Genomic DNA, 17,189 nt, shown 5'->3' with positions numbered 1-17,189 from the left:
GTATTAAGAGCTTTCTTGATCCGTTGCGTTGCCGGACGGAGCAGCGGAACTGGAAGAAGATTTTTTGCGGCTGCGTCTTTTCCGGGGTTTTTTACCGGATGTTTGCTTGGGCAGCATTTTTTCCCGTTCTTCACTATCTACGGACAGGAAAGTTTTCCACCATTCGCCCAGCTCCGCGCCCAATTCACCGCTTTCGCAGCGCAGTTGCATGAAATCGTAAGCTGCACGAAAACGCGGATGGGCGAGTAAACGGAACGGTTGACGGCCGCTACGCGCTTCAAAGCGTGGTTGCATCGACCATATTTCCTGTATCACCGCGTCAAAGCGACGGGGAATCGCCAGGTTCTTGTGTTGCCGTGCAAGAATTTGATCCATCGCCTTAAATAAAGCGGGCATCGGTTTTTCGCCGGATGCTTTCAAGGTGTTCCAGTTTGCCAGCACTTCGTGCCACAACAATATGGCAAACAGAAATCCGGGTGACACGGGTTTGTTTTGCCGGACCCGTTCGTCGGTATTCTTCAGTGCGATGGTGATAAAACGCTCACCGAGCGGTTGTTCCAGGATCACATCGAGCATCGGCAGAAGACCGTGATGCAACCCGCGCGCGCGCAATTCGACCACGCAAGACAACGAGTGTCCCGACAGTAACAGCTTCAGCATTTCATCAAACAAGCGCGATGGCGGAACATTTTGCAGCAATGGCGCGAGATCGCCGATCGGTTTGGCGGTTTCCGCGTCGATTTGCATATCCAGTTTCGACCCTAACCGCACCGCGCGCAACATACGCACCGGGTCTTCGCGGTAACGTTGTTCCGGATCACCGATAATGCGCAGCTTTTTGGCTTTAATGTCGTCAAAGCCGTCCAGATAATCCAGAATTTCTTCCTTGATCGGATCGTAAAACAGTGCGTTGACGGTGAAATCGCGGCGTACCGCATCTTCTTCCTGACTGCCGAAAACATTATCCTGCAACAGGCGGCCATGCTGGTCGGTTAACGGGACTGCTGCGGAATCTTCCTCATCGTCCGGTGATGGTCCGCGGAAAGTCGACACTTCGACCGTTTCCATACCGCACATCACATGAACTAGGCGAAAACGGCGCCCGATGATGCGTGAACGGCGAAATAGCTTATGGATTTCTTCCGGGGTTGCGTTGGTTGCGACATCGAAGTCTTTCGGTGTCAATCCCAGCAGCAAGTCACGCACCGCCCCTCCGACGATATAGGCGGAAAATCCGCCCTGTTGCAGGGTAGTGGCGACTTTTAACGCGCACGGATTAATCTGGTTACGCCGGATGCCGTGGCGCTTGTTTGGAATGATACTCAGCGTTGCGATCGATTCGGCAGCGGGCGCTTTACGGTTGAATACCTTGCGGAGAAATTTACGGATCATTGCTAAACGTAAAGTATCAAGCGCTCATTGTGTTTTTGCATGATGGCTACAATTCAATTCGGGTCAATCTCATTAAAATTTTGTGAAGCCAGCCGGTAAGCCGGGTTCTGTCGTGGACAGTCATTCCTCTAGACGCACGGTTACCCGTGCATTCAAGCAACCTACCCGCAGGCTCTGCGAGCAACATCATCGCCTGCCTATTTGGTCTTGCTCCGGATGGAGGTTACCGCGTTTCACCGTAACTGAATACGCTCGTCTCTGTGGCCCTGTTCCTCGCCTCACGGCGGACGGCCGTTAACCGTCATCCTGCTCTATGGAGCCCGGACTTTCCTCCCCCTGCGTTCAAAAAGAACGACAGGCGGCGACTGTCTGGCCAGCTTCGGCGGTTATTCTATCACTAGCGGGATTGGCCGTTGGAAGATTGTCCGTTACTTGATCAACATGGCGTTAATTTGTATTAACGTATCTTCGTCCAATTCACCGGCTTCCGCGCTCAGACGTAAGCGGGACATCAGGTAGCTGTGGTAGGCCTTGGCCAGATCGCGCTTGGCGGCATACAGTTGCTGCTGGGCATTGAGCACGTCGACTTCGGTTCTAACCCCGACTTGCTGGCCGAGAATGGTCGAATCCAATTGGCTTTGGCTGGAAACCAAAGCTTGCTTGAGCGCTTTGACCTGTGCAATGCCATTGGTTACGTTCAGATACTGCTGACGTGTTTGTATCGTAATGTTGCGCCGGGTGTTTTCCAGATCGTGCAAGGCTTTATTTTGCAATGACATCGCTTCGCGCACCTGGGATTGCACCGAAAAACCCTGGAATAAAGGCACGTTGAGCTGTAAACCGATGGATTGCGAAGTGAGATCGATCCCGCGCCCGGTAATCGCCGCGCCGACGCCGATTTGATTGCTGTATTGCGCGACCAGATCCAAGGTTGGGTAGTGTTGCGCCCAGATTCTTTTTACGTTTTGATGCGCCGACTCATACGCAGCCTGTTGTGCTTTCAAGGTAAAGTTTTTTTCTTCCGCGGTGCGCACCCATTCATCCATGCTGCCGTATTTCAAAGTGGCCAGGTTGTTGGCGATTTCCCTGGCGCCGGAGAGATTCTCCGGGAGACGGTCGATAATGCCTTGCAACGCGCGCTTTTTGATTTCCAATGCGTTGCGCGCGGCGATTTCCTGCGACAGCGTCAAGTCATAACGCGCTTGCGCTTCATTGGTATCGACGATGGTCGAAACGCCCACTTCAAAATTACGCCTGGCTTGTTCGAGTTGTCTCAGGATGGCATTTTTCTGCGTTTCGATGACTTCGACATCGATTTGCGCATCCAATACGTCGAAATACGCTTGCGCTACGCGCAAAATGAGGTCTTGCCCGGCAGTGATGAATTGTGACTCCGCTTTGCTGACTTCGATTTTTGCCTGCTGGTAAATGACGATATTTTGCATGCGGAAAATCGGCTGCGTTGCGGAGATCGTAATCCCGCCGCTTTGAACGATATTGGCGCCGGGATTGGTGGCCAGCCCGGTTGTCGAACTGACAATTTTGCCGGCATCAACTTCCTGCACTTGGCGTGTGCCCGAAAAGGTGATGTTCGGTAAAAAACCGGCCCTGCCTTGCGGTATTTTTTCCTGAGCCGCTTCATAGGCGGCCCGCGCAGACTTGAACTGGGCGTCTTGTGTTAATGCTTCCTGATAAATATTCATCAGGTCGGCGGCTTGCAGCGTGGCATGCGATAGCATCCCGATGCAGGCAACCCAAACGAATGGCATAAATTTCATAGCGATTTCCGGCAATTGCCCGGAGCCGGTGATACTTCAGCTATAGGTTGATTGCTGTGGCCAATGACGCGCGTCAATGCTTTGATACTCAAAAGCTGAACCTTGCGGGTTGCTGGGCATTCACGAGTGCTGCCGTGCTGGTTTCAAATAATTGGGTGGTGGTGAATTCACCGGGAGCCACGCAGGTAATCAATAACGCTTCCATGACGGGATCTTCGCCGACAATCGCAAACAAACGTCCGCCGGGATTCAGGCTGTTTTGAAAAGCAGCCGGTAACACTGGAGTCGATGCGGTTAACACAATTACATCGTACGGTTCATGCTTGGACCAGCCGCGTGCGGCATCGCCTTGTTCGACTGTGACGTTGGTGATGTTGTGCGCTTTCAGATTGTTTTCCGCCATCGCTTTCAGTTCGGGTATGATTTCGACGCTGTACACATGCGCGCCCCTGTCCGCCAGTAACGCTGTCATGTAGCCGCTGCCGCTGCCCACTTCGAGAATTTTATCTGTCTTCTGAACGTGAAGTTCCTGCAGAATGCGCGCTTCCATTTTCGGCGTCAGCATGACTTGGCCGTAACCGAGTGATATTTCCATATCGACAAAAGCGGCGGCACGGTTTTCCGCCGGCACGAATTCTTCACGTTTTACTTTATATAGCAGATCCAGCACGTTATCATCCAATACATACCATGTGCGAATTTGCTGCGCTACCATGTTAAAGCGGGTTTGTTCAAGGTCCATTTCTATTCCGTATTCTTAAATTGACATAAGACTTGCAATTATTTCACATTTCCATTAGCTTCACAGCATCAGCTAGGGGTCCGTTTTCAGAATTGTCTGATATTTGGTGAGAAAGTCCCTTATTACCTGACGCGGATAATGCCGCCGTAGGGAAGCTGGGATTCATCCTCCCGCTCTTTATGGCATTTCTATTAAGGAGCATTTTATGAGCATTACAGTTTTAAATCAGAAAAGTTTTTCCAGTTCCACAGCCGAAGTCGACGCCGCGGCCATCAAGCCGCTGCCGAATTCGCGCAAAATCTACGTGCAGGGTTCGCGTGCCGATATTCAAGTGCCGCTGCGCGAAATCCAGCAGAGCGACACAACCACGAGCATGGGCGGGGAAAAAAATCCGCCGATCTGGGTTTACGATACTTCTGGCCCCTATACCGATCCGGCAGTAAAAATCGATATCCGTTCCGGATTACCGGCGCTACGGGAAAAATGGATTGCCGAGCGTGATGATACCGAAATCTTGGCAAGTCATAACTCCGCTTACAGCCAGGCCCGTTTGAATGATCCGAAACTGGCGGATATGCGCTTTAATTTGCAGCGCCAGCCACGCCGCGCCAAGGCGGGACTGAATGTCTCACAAATGCATTATGCCCGCCGCGGCATTATCACACCGGAAATGGAGTATATCGCCATTCGCGAGAATCAGCGCGCGGAAGCGTTCAGCGCGCAGCATCATGATTTATTGACGCGACAGCATCCCGGGCAGGATTTCGGCGCGTCGCTGCCGAAAACGATTACCCCGGAATTCGTGCGCGATGAAGTGGCGCGCGGGCGCGCCATTATTCCGGCCAATATCAATCACCCGGAATCCGAGCCGATGATCATCGGACGCAATTTCCTGGTGAAAATCAATGCCAATATCGGTAATTCCGCGTTGGGATCGAGCATCCAGGAAGAAGTGGAAAAAATGACCTGGGCGATCCGCTGGGGCGGCGATACCGTGATGGATTTGTCCACTGGTAAGAACATTCACGAAACGCGCGAATGGATCATCCGCAACAGCCCGGTGCCGATCGGCACGGTGCCGATTTATCAGGCACTGGAAAAAGTCGACGGCAAGTCGGAAGAGCTGACTTGGGAAATCTTCCGCGACACGCTGATCGAACAGGCTGAGCAGGGCGTGGATTATTTCACGATTCATGCTGGAGTCCGTCTGGCCTACGTGCCGATGACCGCGAAACGCATGACCGGTATCGTGTCGCGCGGCGGCTCGATCATGGCGAAATGGTGTCTGGCGCATCATAAGGAAAGCTTCCTGTACACGCATTTTGAAGAAATCTGCGAGATCATGAAAGCGTACGATGTCAGCTTCTCGCTCGGCGACGGGCTGCGTCCTGGTTCTATTTATGACGCCAACGATGAAGCGCAGTTTGCCGAACTGAAAACGCTCGGTGAATTAACGAAAATTGCGTGGAAACACGACGTGCAAACCATGATCGAAGGCCCGGGCCATGTGCCAATGCACCTGATCAAGGAAAACATGGAATTGCAGTTGAAACATTGCGACGAAGCACCTTTTTATACCTTGGGACCACTGACCACCGACATTGCACCGGGTTACGATCACATCACCTCCGCCATCGGCGCGGCGATGATCGGCTGGTATGGCACGGCGATGCTGTGTTACGTAACACCGAAGGAGCATCTCGGTTTGCCGGACAAAGACGACGTCAAGGATGGCATCATTACGTACAAGATCGCAGCGCATGCAGCGGATCTGGCGAAAGGCCATCCCGGTGCGCAAATCCGCGATAATGCGTTATCCAAAGCACGCTTCGAATTCCGCTGGGAGGATCAATTCAATCTCAGTCTCGATCCCGATAAGGCGCAGCAATTCCACGATGAAACCCTGCCGCAGGATGGCGCTAAAGTCGCGCATTTCTGCTCGATGTGCGGCCCGCATTTCTGTTCGATGAAAATCACTCAGGACGTGCGTGATTATGCTGCTAACCAAGGCGTCGCCGAGGATGAAGCCTTAAAACTGGGAATGGCGCAGAAATCGGCGGAATTCAAGGAAAAGGGCGCTGAGATTTATAGCAAGCTGTAATTTCAATTTTATGAAGGCATAACAAAAACGCTTATGGATTTAGCCTTATTGCTAAAAGCGTTGATCCTGGGCGTTGTTGAGGGATTGACCGAGTTCCTGCCGGTTTCATCGACCGGCCATTTGATTCTGATTGGCGATTTGCTCAATTTCAACGATGAACGCGCCAAGGTGTTCACTATCGCGATTCAGTTGGGCGCGATTTTGGCGGTTTGCTGGGAATATCGCGCTAAGGTGATCGAAGTGGTTCGTGGCATTGGCCGCAGTGCGGCGGCGAACCGCTTCGTCATCAACCTGTTGATCGCATTCTTGCCGGCTGCGGTGATGGGATTGTTGTTCATCAAAATCATCAAATTCTATTTGTTTCACCCCATTCCGGTGGCTACCGCTTTGATTGTCGGCGGTTTGCTGATTTTATGGGCGGAGCGCAGAGAACATGTTATTGAAGTCGAGCAAGTCGATGACATGGATTGGAAGCATGCGCTAAAAGTCGGTTTGGCGCAGTGTTTGGCGCTGATTCCCGGCACTTCGCGCTCCGGTGCCACGATTATCGGCGGCTTATTTTTCGGTCTGTCGCGCAAAGCGGCTGCGGAGTTTTCTTTTTTCCTGGCGATTCCCACTATGTTCGCCGCCACTTTTTACGATCTCTACAAAAACCGCGAACTGCTGGATTGGAATGATTTAACGCTAATCGCAGCAGGTTTCGCTGCCGCTTTCTTCAGTGCTTTACTGGCCGTACGCGCTTTGCTGCGGTTTGTCAGCAATCACGACTTCACCATTTTTGCCTGGTACCGGATTGTGTTTGGCATTGTGATATTGGTGACGGCGTATACCGGTGTGATTGGCTGGTCGGAAGCTTGAGAGACGCTCTTAAAATGTACGATTTGAAATCGAGTTCAACATGCTCATTACCCACCACAAACTGACCGCGTTGAACCCGATTTCGCCTTTGCTGGCGTTGCCTATTACTGTTTTTTGAGTTTCCTATCGCTTGGCGGCAATTCCTACGGCATCAATATCTAAGATAACCTCAGCTGGCAAATCATGCCCGGTTGTAATAACAGTAGTTTCCATTTCAGTCGCCGTGAGGCAAATTGTCAGTAAATCACCTGGCAATCCTGCAGCAGGAGTCGAGCCGGTAATATCCCATATTTTATTGAACCGGCTATTGCTTATCATATCGGCGTATGATTTTTCCCAGGTTTCACCGGCTGATTTTAGGCCATAACCAACCCATACTTCACCATCTCCCACGTATGCGCTAATGTCGATAGGTTCATTAGAGAGCGTAATGGGCATGACAGGCTGGAGTGTGCCACCATCCCCATTTGGAAAAATTACAGAAAAATTGCGAGGAGTGGAATCATTGCTGTCAGCAGCATTCAACCATATGGCACCGTTAGTTAACCATATTACATCAGGCTGACTCTTACGCCGGAAACCGACGAAGATATCCCCGGTTTTGAAATGATCCTGCTCATTGATAATGACATTATGATCGAGAATGACTTTATCGAATTTTCCGAGTTCGCCTCTCACCGATGTTTGTGGAAAGCAGTACTTGGCTGGCGCAGAGAATTTGACGGTATCCGCGTGCAAGAGTGTGGCGCTTAGTAATAGCGTGTGTGCAAGTAAAAATTTCTGAATTATGTGTTTCATAGTAGTGGCTCCAAAATTTAATATAAAAAATGCTTCATCACTCGAGTGATGAATGATTAGAAATGGGGAAGCTAACAATCGTTGGAATGTTTACGTCAGAGGCAATCGATTGTAAAGATAATCCAGAGTTATAAGAAATTTCATACAACATAAGTCTATTCATCAAATATCACAATAACAATGCGACAATTTGCCATACCTTTTCAATGAAAGAATTTTCCTGGCGATCCTAAGAGAATATTGAAAAAGGATTGTGCTCAGCCTTGCGACCGTTGCAAAAACCCTCTCATAAAATGCCACCGGCTATTGTGTCGCATTGTTTGCAAAGATTTTACATTCTCTTAACAATTGGCCATGTATGCCCCGGTATAGTTCTTCCCAGTGCAGCAAGATGCTTTCTTCATAAGACTGCTTATCTGGCTGATTTAAAGAACGAGCAGAGTTTTGATTATTGTTTTTTGAGGGAATAATGACATTACAACAGCAACGTCCCAATAATGTAGCGAAGCCGCCAGTTACCGCATCCGATCCGGCCGCAAATGAGTTTTTGACATTCCGGCTGGGCGGTGAGGAATATGGCATCGATATTCTGAAAGTTCAAGAAATCCGCTGCTACGACGCCATCACGCAGATTGCGAATTCACCCGGCTATATCAAGGGCGTGATCAATTTGCGCGGCATTATCGTACCCATCGTCGATATGCGAATCAAGTTCAATTTGGCTCATGCCAGCTATGATCAATTTACGGTAGTGATCATTTTGACCGTCGCAGGCCGGGTCATGGGAATCGTGGTGGATGGCGTCTCGGACGTGATCACGCTAGAAAATGAGCAAATGCGCCAGGCTCCCGGCCTAGGCTCGGTGATCGAAACGGAATTCATCATGGGGTTGGGTGCTGTGGGCGAGAGGATGTTGATATTGATCGACATCGAAAAGCTGATGAGCGGTAGCGATATGGGCCTGATTGCGCCTGACCTCAATTAATTAACCGGTTTTATAAGTGATTTCGAAAGGAGAAGAAAAATGCTGAACAACATGACCATTAAATCTCGATTAGTCATAATGATTGGATTTTTTTCCGTGCTGCTGGCTGGCATGGGTGTACTGGGTATTTCTGGGTTGAGCCAAAGCAACGATGCCTTTAAAGGCGCCATTCCGCTGGGAGATTTGGGTCTCATCGTTGATCGCATGCAGCGCGCGCGGCTGAATGCTGTCGTATCTGCTTACGGAAGAAATGTTGAGATTGTGAAACAGCGGCAAGCATTGAATGAGCAGAGAGATGCCGAGATTGCAGCGACATGGCAGCAGTATCTGACGAATACTTTGACTACCGAAGAAAAGAAACTGGCTGATGATTTTGGCCAGCAATGGAAAGTCTATGTTGAGGCACGTAATCGCACGATGGAATTGGCAGCATTAGGGGATTTCGATGAAGCTATAAAGAATGCCACGGTAGTTGCGACACCCAAATTCGAGGCCGCGCATGGCACGTTATTCAAATTGCTGGAATTGCGGCGCGACTCGGCTAATACAGAATATGCGCATGCCGAGATTCATTACCAAGATACGCTCAATATCACGATAACGGCTGTGGTAACGGGAATATTGCTAGCCATGCTGATCGGATATCTCTTGGTGCGGGCTATCCTGGAACCTCTGAATAAAGCCATCAAAGCAGCCAATAGAGTAGCCTCGGGCGATTTGACGGCTCATATCGAAGTCAATTCAACCAATGAAATGGGCAAGTTACTGCAAGCGCTGAAAACGATGAACGACAATTTGCTGGATTTGGTCAGTAAAGTCCGTAATAGCACGGAATCGATTGCCACGGCATCGGGTGAAATCGCATTGGGCAATTCGGATTTAAGCCAACGCACTGAAGAACAAGCCTCCAGCCTGGAAGAAACCGCTTCGTCGATGGAAGAGCTAACCTCGACCGTGCGGCAAAATGCGGACAACGCCCGTCAGGCGAATCAACTGGCCGTTGGTGCAGCCGAAGTCGCGAAAAAAGGTGGAACAGTAGTAGGTCAAGTGGTACAAACGATGAGTTCGATCCATGACAGCTCGAAGAAAGTCGTCGAGATCATCAGCGTTATCGACGGCATTGCGTTCCAAACCAATATTCTCGCACTGAATGCTGCCGTGGAAGCAGCCCGTGCCGGCGAGCAAGGCAGGGGGTTCGCGGTGGTTGCGACCGAAGTACGCACCCTGGCCCAACGCTCAGCGGCGGCGGCCAAGGAAATCAAGGAACTGATCGGCGACTCTGTTGCAAAAGTCGATGAAGGCACCAAACTGGTGGATGAAGCAGGCTTGACCATGGATGAAATTGTCACGGCAGTCAAACGTGTGACCGACATCATGAGTGAAATTTCAGCTGCATCGCAAGAGCAAAGTTCGGGAATCGATCAAATCAATCAGGCGGTGACGCAAATGGACGAAGCAACCCAACAGAATGCCGCCTTAGTGGAAGAAGCATCCGCTGCGACTGAATCGATGAAGGAGCAATCTCGAGTCTTGACGCAAGCAGTTAGCATGTTCAAATTTACCGGCCGGACAGAAAGAGTTGCTTCTGAACCAGCAACGAAAAAACTGCCTGCCGCTACCTTGACCAAACTGCCCAATCGCCGCTCGATCATCAAGAAAGCAGCCGCTGAAACCGGGATGGATGCAGCAGAAAAATCCCCGCTAACGCCACGCAGAGCCGCAGCGGTTGGTGGAAACGATTGGGAAGAGTTTTAAAAACATAGTGAAATCAGGTTCAGCACCGTTTCAAGAGTTCGAAAACAGCTTGCGCCTGATTTCAAAAGAATCTAACCAAACGCGACAATCTTCACCCCCTTCTTAATCAGAAGCCTGGCGATACCTGAGAACACTCCGGTATTGCCTTGTCATAATCGTCAAGTAATTTCCTGCACAAATTATACTAATCCTGTTTCCACGTTTGACGCTCTGCTCGACTTTCAGTAGAGTCGGTGTGGGAGAATCGATATCACCCATACTATAGAGGGACATTGTGATGAATATCAATAGATTAGTTTTTGGAGCTTTAATTTTTATCAGTGGCGCATTACCAGCTGTGGCACACGAAGCAAAATACGCGGCACCGTTACTCGGCAGTAGTGAAGTACCCGCGAGTCTGTCACCTGCGAGCGGTTCGGTGCTGATTACGATCGATTTTGACTTAGTGACGATGCGGGTCGAGACCAATTTCAGCGGTCTGCTGGGAACTGTGACTGCGGCGCACATCCACTGCTGTACGGATCCGGGAACCAATGTCGGTGTTGCAACGCAAACCCCATCTTTCACCGGCTTTCCTCTGGGTGTGACAGCAGGTACGTACGATCATACTTTCGATATGGCGCTGGCTTCCAGTTATAACGCAGCATTTATCACCAATCACGGCGGCTTGGTGAGCACAGCTTTCAACGATTTGGTCGCAGGTCTTGATGCCGGAAAAGCTTATTTCAATCTTCACACGAGTGTATTCACGGGCGGCGAGATACGGGGATTATTGAGCCCGGTGCCGGAGCCTGAAAGCTATGCGTTATTGCTGGCCGGTCTTGGAGTTTTAACACTATTCGCGCGCCGTAACAAGCGTGAAACTGCTCACGGTTGAGTGGTTTTTGACGGAAGCCAATTCGGCTTTTCTTAATAGAAAAAAGCTACCCAAAACTAGTATAAATATACTAGTAAACTAGGAAGATAATCCATTGCGTAAAATTGCTCCCACCGATATTGTCATTAAAAATTGTCTGGTTATTGGCATTTTTTATAAAAGAAATATAGGGAGCGTCTTTTAGTTAGTTCAAAAAGGAATTTGAATACTACGCGGATGGAATCTCAAGCAGGATTCGTCCGAATTGGATCAATGACAAAAAGGAATAATAAAATGAATAAAATACAATTTACTGCGCTATTCGCGCTAACTGCCTTTATCGGCACATCAGCTATGGCTGCGCCGGTGCTGTTTGGGCCCTCTTCTTATCTATCGGATGCAGACATTCCCGCCGGTTTTTATCAGGGTGGCGCACCGGCATTTCTGGATAACTTTGAGGATGGTCCCGGCATTGGCGGTGGCTTGACGGCTAGCGCTGGTTCCCGGATTGGAGTGGGAGTATTTGACGGCATCCGTGATTCAGTCGATGGTGATGACGGTGCTATTGACGGATCAGGCGTAACTGGTTCAAGCTGGTTCAACGGTGCAGGTGTTGTGCAATTCACCTACACAGGTAGCGATCTGCCGACGGCCTTTGGATTGGTGTGGACTGACGGTGGTGGCTCCATTACATTCGAAGCCTTTGATGGTAGCGACACGTTGCTGCTTTCACAGACTTTCACTGGCATACCTGACGGTAGCTTTGGTGGTGGAACCGCAGAAGACCGCTTTTTCGGCCTAACGTTCGATGGCGGTATTAAGTCGATCTTAATCTCGAACAGCGCTGGCGGCATTGAGGTGGATCATGTGCAATACGGCACCATGTTTGCTGCACCGATACCGGAACCCGATACCTGGGCGTTATTGATAGCTGGGTTAGGGTTGATTGGTGTTGCTGTACGCCTGCGCAGTTGAGTCTTTAAGTTTCAATGAGTTACATCAGCCGCCTGCCGGATTAAAGGCAGCGCGACTGTATTGCTAAAGTCACCGTTTTCTTAATTCTTAACTCTGTACCCACGGCAAACCGGCGGCCTTCCAGCCGGAAGCCTTGCCGCGCTGGCCGTTTTCATCGCGGTCGCCTTCAAAACCTTCCAGGATGTTGTAGCATTCGGCAAAATCCATGTCTGTTGCCATCGCCGCCGCTTGGTTCGAGCGTGCGCCGCTGCGGCAGATAAACAAAACCGGCAACGATTTATCGAGTTGGTTGGTCAGTTGATCGAAAAAATTCGGATTCGGCTGCATGCCGGGGTACGAACGCAATTCGATTTCGGTTGCGCCGGGAATGCGCCCGACCCAATCCAGCTCGGCGCGCGAGCGCACATCCACCAATTGTGCTTGCGTATGTTCCTGTAACATACGGTAAGCTTCCATCGGTAGCAATGCGCCTTTGTAGGGAAGCCCCAATTCTTGCGCGCGTTGTTGCGCTTTTTCCAGTATTGCTGCGGTAGTTTCCATAAATGATCCTAGCGATGTTATTAAAAATGATCGATTGATTACCTTTATAATAGCGGTAACGCCCACTTTTCATTCCTCGTATTGCCCATATTATAGCGCTTCATGGAAAAAATCCGCTTATCCAAACTGATGTCCGAGCAAGGCATTTGCTCGCGCCGCGAAGCAGACCGGTACATCGAGCTGGGTTGGGTGTTTGTCGACGGCGAACGGATTTCCGAGCTCGGCACCAAAATTTTTCCGACGCAAAAAATCACCCTGAACAAAGCCGCGCAAGCGCAACAAACCCAGCAGGTGACGATATTGCTCAACAAGCCGGTCGGTTACGTATCCGGGCAGCCGGAACCGGGCTATCAACCCGCTGTGGTGCTGATTAAGCCTGAAAATCAGTTCATTCCGAAGCAACCGGCGCAACCTGCCAAAAGATTTCAGCCTGCGCACCTGAAAAACCTCGCACCTGCGGGGCGGCTAGATATTGATTCGCAAGGCTTATTGGTGCTGACACAGGACGGTCGCATCGCCAAGCAGTTGATCGGTGAAGAATCCCGTATTGAAAAGGAATATCTGGTACGGGTTGAAGGCGGTTTGCCACCGGCCAAACTGGCATTGTTGAATCATGGTCTGAGCTTGGACGGTAAAGCTTTAAAACCAGCGCAAGTGAGCTGGCAAAATCAGGATCAACTGCGCTTTATCCTGCACGAAGGCAAAAAGCGCCAGATCCGCCGCATGTGTGAACTGGTGGGTCTTAAAGTGACCGGTTTAAAGCGCGTGCGTATCGGCAAAGTCAAACTGGGCAATCTGCCCGAAGGCCAGTGGCGCTATCTGGAGGATGGCGAGAAGTTTTGATGGTGTTTCCTGATTGAGGCTGTTTATGCATCAACACCTGCACGTTGTGCTTAAAATTCCTGCGCATCAATTGCTGTACTACTACGAAGGTGCAGTGGATACCGTGGCGGCCGAGGCAATCGATGGCCGCATCGTTCATTTTCCGGCCAATGTATTGCGCTCCGTAGTACGGAACAACGGGGTGTACGGCACGTTTGAATTGGTTTTCGACGAAAACAATAAGTTTGTATCAATCAAGCGCATGGGCAGTTGAGCAAATCCCTTCCATTTGGCTATCATTGCCGCGAGACGTGCGCTAAACTCACCGTCTATTCGTTTCTTAATTTTTTTCATATCAAACAAAGATTAAACCCATGGCTCAATATGTAATGTCGATGCTCCGCGTGAGCAAAATCGTTCCACCCAAACGTCAGATTATCAAGGATATATCGCTCAGCTTTTTCCCCGGCGCAAAAATCGGCCTGCTCGGCTTGAATGGCTCCGGTAAATCGACCGTGCTGCGCATCATGGCCGGTGCGGATAAGGAATTTGACGGCGAAGTGCAGCGCCTGCCGAACATCCGCATCGGCTATCTGCCGCAGGAGCCGCAACTGAACCCCGAGCACACCGTGCGCCAGGAAGTCGAGGAAGGCATGGGCGAAGTGATGCAGGCGCAGAAGAAGCTGGAGGATGTCTATGCGGCGTACGCCGAGGAAGGCGCCGATTTCGATGCGCTGGCGGAAGAACAAGCGCGCTTGGAAGCAATCATCGCCACCGCGGGCAGCGATACCGAGCACCAGATGGAAATCGCCGCCGACGCGCTGCGCCTGCCGCCGTGGGATGCGGCGATTAGCCACCTATCCGGCGGGGAAAAACGCCGCGTCGCATTGTGTAAATTGCTGCTGGAAAAGCCGGACATGTTGCTGCTCGACGAGCCGACCAACCATTTGGATGCGGAATCGGTCGAATGGCTCGAGCAATTTCTGGTGCGCTTTCCCGGCACCGTCGTCGCGGTGACGCATGATCGCTACTTCCTCGACAACGCCGCCGAGTGGATTCTCGAGCTCGATCGCGGCCACGGCATCCCATGGAAGGGCAATTACTCCAGCTGGCTGGAGCAGAAAGAAGCGCGCCTGGAGCAGGAGCAGAAGCAAGTCGATGCGCATATGAAGTCGATGAAACAAGAATTGGAATGGGTGCGGCAAAATCCCAAAGGTCGTCAGGCCAAATCCAAGGCGCGTCTGGCTCGTTTTGAAGAACTCAATTCGCAGGAATACCAAAAGCGCAACGAAACGCAGGAAATTTTCATTCCGGTCGGCGAGCGCCTCGGTAACGAAGTCATCGAGTTCAACGGTGTGTCGAAATCCTACGGCGACCGTCTGCTGATCGACAATCTGAGCTTCAAAATCCCGCCGGGCGCGATCGTCGGTATCATCGGCCCGAACGGCGCGGGTAAATCGACGCTGTTCAAACTGATCACCGGTAAGGAACAACCCGATTCCGGCGAAGTGAAAATCGGTCACACCGTCAAGATAGCGCACGTCGATCAAGCGCGCGACTCACTGGAAAACGATAAAACCGTATTCGACGCCATTTCCGGCGGCAACGATCTGCTGGTGGTGGGCAAATACACCACCCCGGCACGCGCTTACCTCGGCCGTTTTAACTTCAAAGGCAGCGACCAGCAAAAAGTCATCGGCCAGCTCTCCGGTGGAGAACGCGGCCGCCTGCACCTGGCGCAAACGCTGATTTCCGGCGGCAACGTGCTGCTGCTCGACGAACCGTCCAACGACCTCGACGTCGAAACGCTACGCGCCTTGGAAGACGCGCTGCTCGAATTCGCCGGTTGCGTGCTCGTCATCTCACACGACCGTTGGTTCCTCGACCGCATCGCCACCCACATCCTCGCCGCCGAAGGCGAATCGCAATGGACCTTCTTCAACGGCAACTATCACGAATACGAAGCCGACAAGAAAAAACGCCTGGGTGAAGAAGGCGCGAAACCGAAACGGATACGGTATAAGCCGATTAGCCGATGATTATAAAATTTTTACGGTGAAGAAAGAGGATGCCAACGATCAGCCAGTTTTTTGGAATCGTGATTCAAATGTTCTGGCGCGAACATGCGCCACCGCATTTTCATGCGCTATACGCGGAATATGAAGCATTAATTGATATAAGAACATTAGAGATATTAAAGGTAATCTTCCAAAAAGGGCATTGGCAATGGTTCTGGAATGGGCAGTACAACATCGCACGGAATTGATGGAGGATTGGAAATTATGTCAACAGAAACAGCTACCCAAGAGCATCGCTCCTCTGGAATAACGGCTGTAGCGCCATGGCGTATACGTTCAGTGACTGTACTGCCTGATTATTGCCTTTCTGTGACTTGTAACGATGGCACGGCTGGTACCGTCAATATGTCGCAGCTTATTTTCAGTGAGAAGGCGGGTATCTTTGCATCACTCAAAGAAGAACAATTATTCAATCAGGTTTGCATAAAGCTAGGTGTGCTTACATGGCCGAATGGTGCGGATCTTGATCCGGTCTGGTTGCATGAGGAGATTGGGAAAGGTGGAGCTTGGTGTATACCAAAATAATATGTTTAAACCATCAGTTTTATTTTAATTCGGTTTAAACGGGTTATGGAAGTAAGAAAAATCATACAAAGAATTTCCGCGAATGACTTAGATAAAGTTCTTGCAGAAATTTATAATCAAAAATCCCGGGAGTTGGTTTTAATTGGTCCTAATCTTATTTATGATAAAAATGAATTTATCAATCGGTTATCGTACTGGATTTCGGATTATAGTCGCGTTTATCAGTTGACATCATATGTCAGTAATATATGTGAAAAATTGAGCCATCTCTCACATTTAAATTCGCTTGTATTGGGAGATTTTGAGATTAAGCCGATAGAGGTTAAGAAATTAGTAAACTTGAAAAGCCTTACAAAACTTAATCTGGCAGGCTTACATATTGGAACTTCAGGTGCAAAATATTTGGCTGCACTACCAAACTTGAAGATACTTGATCTTTCGGATAATGGGATTTGTAATGAAGGTGTCAGATATCTTTCTTGGGTTAATACTCTAACTGAACTTGGTTTGAAGGGAAATGATATTGGCGATAAGGGAGTTTTTTATCTTGCAGATCTAAACAAGCTTACTACTCTTGATTTAACAAATAATGAAATAAAAGATACTGAGTATTTATCAAAACTAAGTAGTCTCACTGAACTATATTTGTCTGATAATCAAATTCGAGATAGTGGTGTCGATCATCTCAGAAATTTGAAACATCTAAAAGTGCTCCAACTTAATAACTGTAAAATTGGAAATGACGGAGTTAAGCACATTTCATCTTTAACAAATCTCACAGAGCTTGATCTTGCAAATAACTTTATAACTGATGTCGGTGCAAAGCATCTTAAGTCTTTAAGTCATCTAACAAAATTAAATTTAAGTAATAACGAAGGGTCTTAGGAAGTTAAAGCGGGTTTAAACGTAACAATTTAAGAATTTCATGATAGAGATTATCACGGCGATGATTAAAACGAAATTCGGTTTCTTTCAAGTGCAGGT

General features: G+C 49.7%; 16 protein-coding genes, 1 other RNA gene, 2 pseudogenes and 1 riboswitch. Of the genes and pseudogenes, 12 read left to right on the top strand and 7 right to left on the bottom strand.

Annotated elements, in window-relative coordinates:
- Positions 1-3: 3 nt before the first annotated feature.
- The 4 genes from pcnB to DU481_RS00765 form a co-directional block, all read right to left on the bottom strand.
- Positions 4-1,392 carry a polynucleotide adenylyltransferase PcnB gene (gene pcnB, locus DU481_RS00780; protein ID WP_350131365.1) on the bottom strand — a complete coding sequence of 463 codons (1,389 nt, stop codon included), beginning with the start codon at positions 1,390-1,392 and terminating at the stop codon, positions 4-6.
- Positions 1,393-1,472: 80 nt separating this feature from the next.
- Positions 1,473-1,773, bottom strand: an RNA gene (rnpB, locus tag DU481_RS00775) — RNase P RNA component class A.
- A gap of 47 nt (positions 1,774-1,820) precedes the next feature.
- Entirely contained in the window at positions 1,821-3,170 is a 1,350-nt protein-coding gene (locus DU481_RS00770; protein WP_350131363.1) for a TolC family outer membrane protein, read from the bottom strand.
- A gap of 88 nt (positions 3,171-3,258) precedes the next feature.
- Positions 3,259-3,912, bottom strand: coding sequence for a protein-L-isoaspartate O-methyltransferase family protein (locus DU481_RS00765; protein WP_121168259.1), 654 nt, complete (start codon positions 3,910-3,912; stop codon positions 3,259-3,261).
- A 64-nt stretch (positions 3,913-3,976) separates the two neighbouring features.
- A riboswitch (TPP riboswitch) is annotated at positions 3,977-4,082 on the top strand.
- Between the two features lie 35 nt (positions 4,083-4,117).
- On the opposite strand from DU481_RS00765, the gene thiC reads away from it, so the two are divergent.
- Both thiC and DU481_RS00755 read left to right on the top strand, forming a co-directional pair.
- Entirely contained in the window at positions 4,118-6,013 is a 1,896-nt protein-coding gene (thiC, locus tag DU481_RS00760) for a phosphomethylpyrimidine synthase ThiC (protein WP_350131361.1), read from the top strand.
- Positions 6,014-6,046: 33 nt separating this feature from the next.
- A complete protein-coding gene (locus DU481_RS00755) occupies positions 6,047-6,871 on the top strand; it encodes an undecaprenyl-diphosphate phosphatase (protein ID WP_350131359.1) in 825 nt (274 codons plus the stop codon).
- A gap of 123 nt (positions 6,872-6,994) precedes the next feature.
- On the opposite strand, the gene DU481_RS00750 is transcribed toward DU481_RS00755, so the two are convergent.
- Complete coding sequence (locus DU481_RS00750; protein WP_350131357.1) at positions 6,995-7,669, bottom strand: hypothetical protein; 675 nt, start codon at positions 7,667-7,669, stop codon at positions 6,995-6,997.
- Between the two features lie 469 nt (positions 7,670-8,138).
- Here DU481_RS00750 and DU481_RS00745 point away from each other — a divergent pair, with 469 nt between their 5' ends.
- The 4 genes from DU481_RS00745 (at position 8,139) to DU481_RS00730 (ending at position 12,240) form a co-directional block, all read left to right on the top strand.
- A complete protein-coding gene (locus DU481_RS00745; RefSeq protein ID WP_350131355.1) occupies positions 8,139-8,654 on the top strand; it encodes a chemotaxis protein CheW in 516 nt (171 codons plus the stop codon).
- 39 nt (positions 8,655-8,693) lie between these two features.
- Complete coding sequence (locus DU481_RS00740) at positions 8,694-10,409, top strand: methyl-accepting chemotaxis protein (protein ID WP_350131353.1); 1,716 nt, start codon at positions 8,694-8,696, stop codon at positions 10,407-10,409.
- 277 nt (positions 10,410-10,686) lie between these two features.
- Complete coding sequence (locus DU481_RS00735; RefSeq protein WP_350131351.1) at positions 10,687-11,286, top strand: CHRD domain-containing protein; 600 nt, start codon at positions 10,687-10,689, stop codon at positions 11,284-11,286.
- Positions 11,287-11,559: 273 nt separating this feature from the next.
- Entirely contained in the window at positions 11,560-12,240 is a 681-nt protein-coding gene (locus DU481_RS00730; protein ID WP_350131349.1) for a PEPxxWA-CTERM sorting domain-containing protein, read from the top strand.
- Between the two features lie 87 nt (positions 12,241-12,327).
- Here DU481_RS00730 and DU481_RS00725 read toward each other — a convergent pair whose 3' ends face one another.
- Positions 12,328-12,780: a rhodanese-like domain-containing protein gene (locus DU481_RS00725; RefSeq protein ID WP_350131347.1), complete on the bottom strand. Its 453-nt coding sequence runs from the start codon at positions 12,778-12,780 to the stop codon at positions 12,328-12,330.
- Between the two features lie 102 nt (positions 12,781-12,882).
- Here DU481_RS00725 and DU481_RS00720 point away from each other — a divergent pair, with 102 nt between their 5' ends.
- From DU481_RS00720 to DU481_RS00695, 6 genes and pseudogenes are all read left to right on the top strand, one after another.
- Positions 12,883-13,623: a pseudouridine synthase gene (locus DU481_RS00720; RefSeq protein WP_350131345.1), complete on the top strand. Its 741-nt coding sequence runs from the start codon at positions 12,883-12,885 to the stop codon at positions 13,621-13,623.
- A gap of 25 nt (positions 13,624-13,648) precedes the next feature.
- Positions 13,649-13,876, top strand: coding sequence for a DUF2835 domain-containing protein (locus DU481_RS00715; protein ID WP_090314972.1), 228 nt, complete (start codon positions 13,649-13,651; stop codon positions 13,874-13,876).
- Between the two features lie 100 nt (positions 13,877-13,976).
- Positions 13,977-15,641, top strand: coding sequence for an energy-dependent translational throttle protein EttA (gene ettA, locus DU481_RS00710; RefSeq protein ID WP_090314970.1), 1,665 nt, complete (start codon positions 13,977-13,979; stop codon positions 15,639-15,641).
- A 29-nt stretch (positions 15,642-15,670) separates the two neighbouring features.
- A pseudogene (locus tag DU481_RS00705) lies at positions 15,671-15,930 on the top strand (DUF4160 domain-containing protein).
- Positions 15,885-16,205 carry a DUF2442 domain-containing protein gene (locus DU481_RS00700; RefSeq protein WP_350131342.1) on the top strand — a complete coding sequence of 107 codons (321 nt, stop codon included), beginning with the start codon at positions 15,885-15,887 and terminating at the stop codon, positions 16,203-16,205. The pseudogene DU481_RS00705 and the gene DU481_RS00700 overlap by 46 nt, the downstream one beginning before the upstream one ends.
- A 45-nt stretch (positions 16,206-16,250) precedes the next feature.
- Positions 16,251-17,090 (top strand): leucine-rich repeat domain-containing protein, encoded by an 840-nt coding sequence (locus DU481_RS00695; protein ID WP_350131340.1) that lies wholly within the window; start codon positions 16,251-16,253, stop codon positions 17,088-17,090.
- 4 nt (positions 17,091-17,094) lie between these two features.
- Here the strand turns inward: DU481_RS00695 and DU481_RS00690 are convergent.
- Positions 17,095-17,189, bottom strand: a pseudogene (locus tag DU481_RS00690) (IS1595 family transposase); the annotation flags it as partial.

The organism is Nitrosomonas sp. (genome assembly GCF_040240425.1).
Classification (GTDB): Bacteria; Pseudomonadota; Gammaproteobacteria; order Burkholderiales; family Nitrosomonadaceae; genus Nitrosomonas.
The sequence above is the reverse complement of the archived record's forward strand: the minus strand, read 5'-3'. Positions and strand labels throughout refer to the sequence as shown.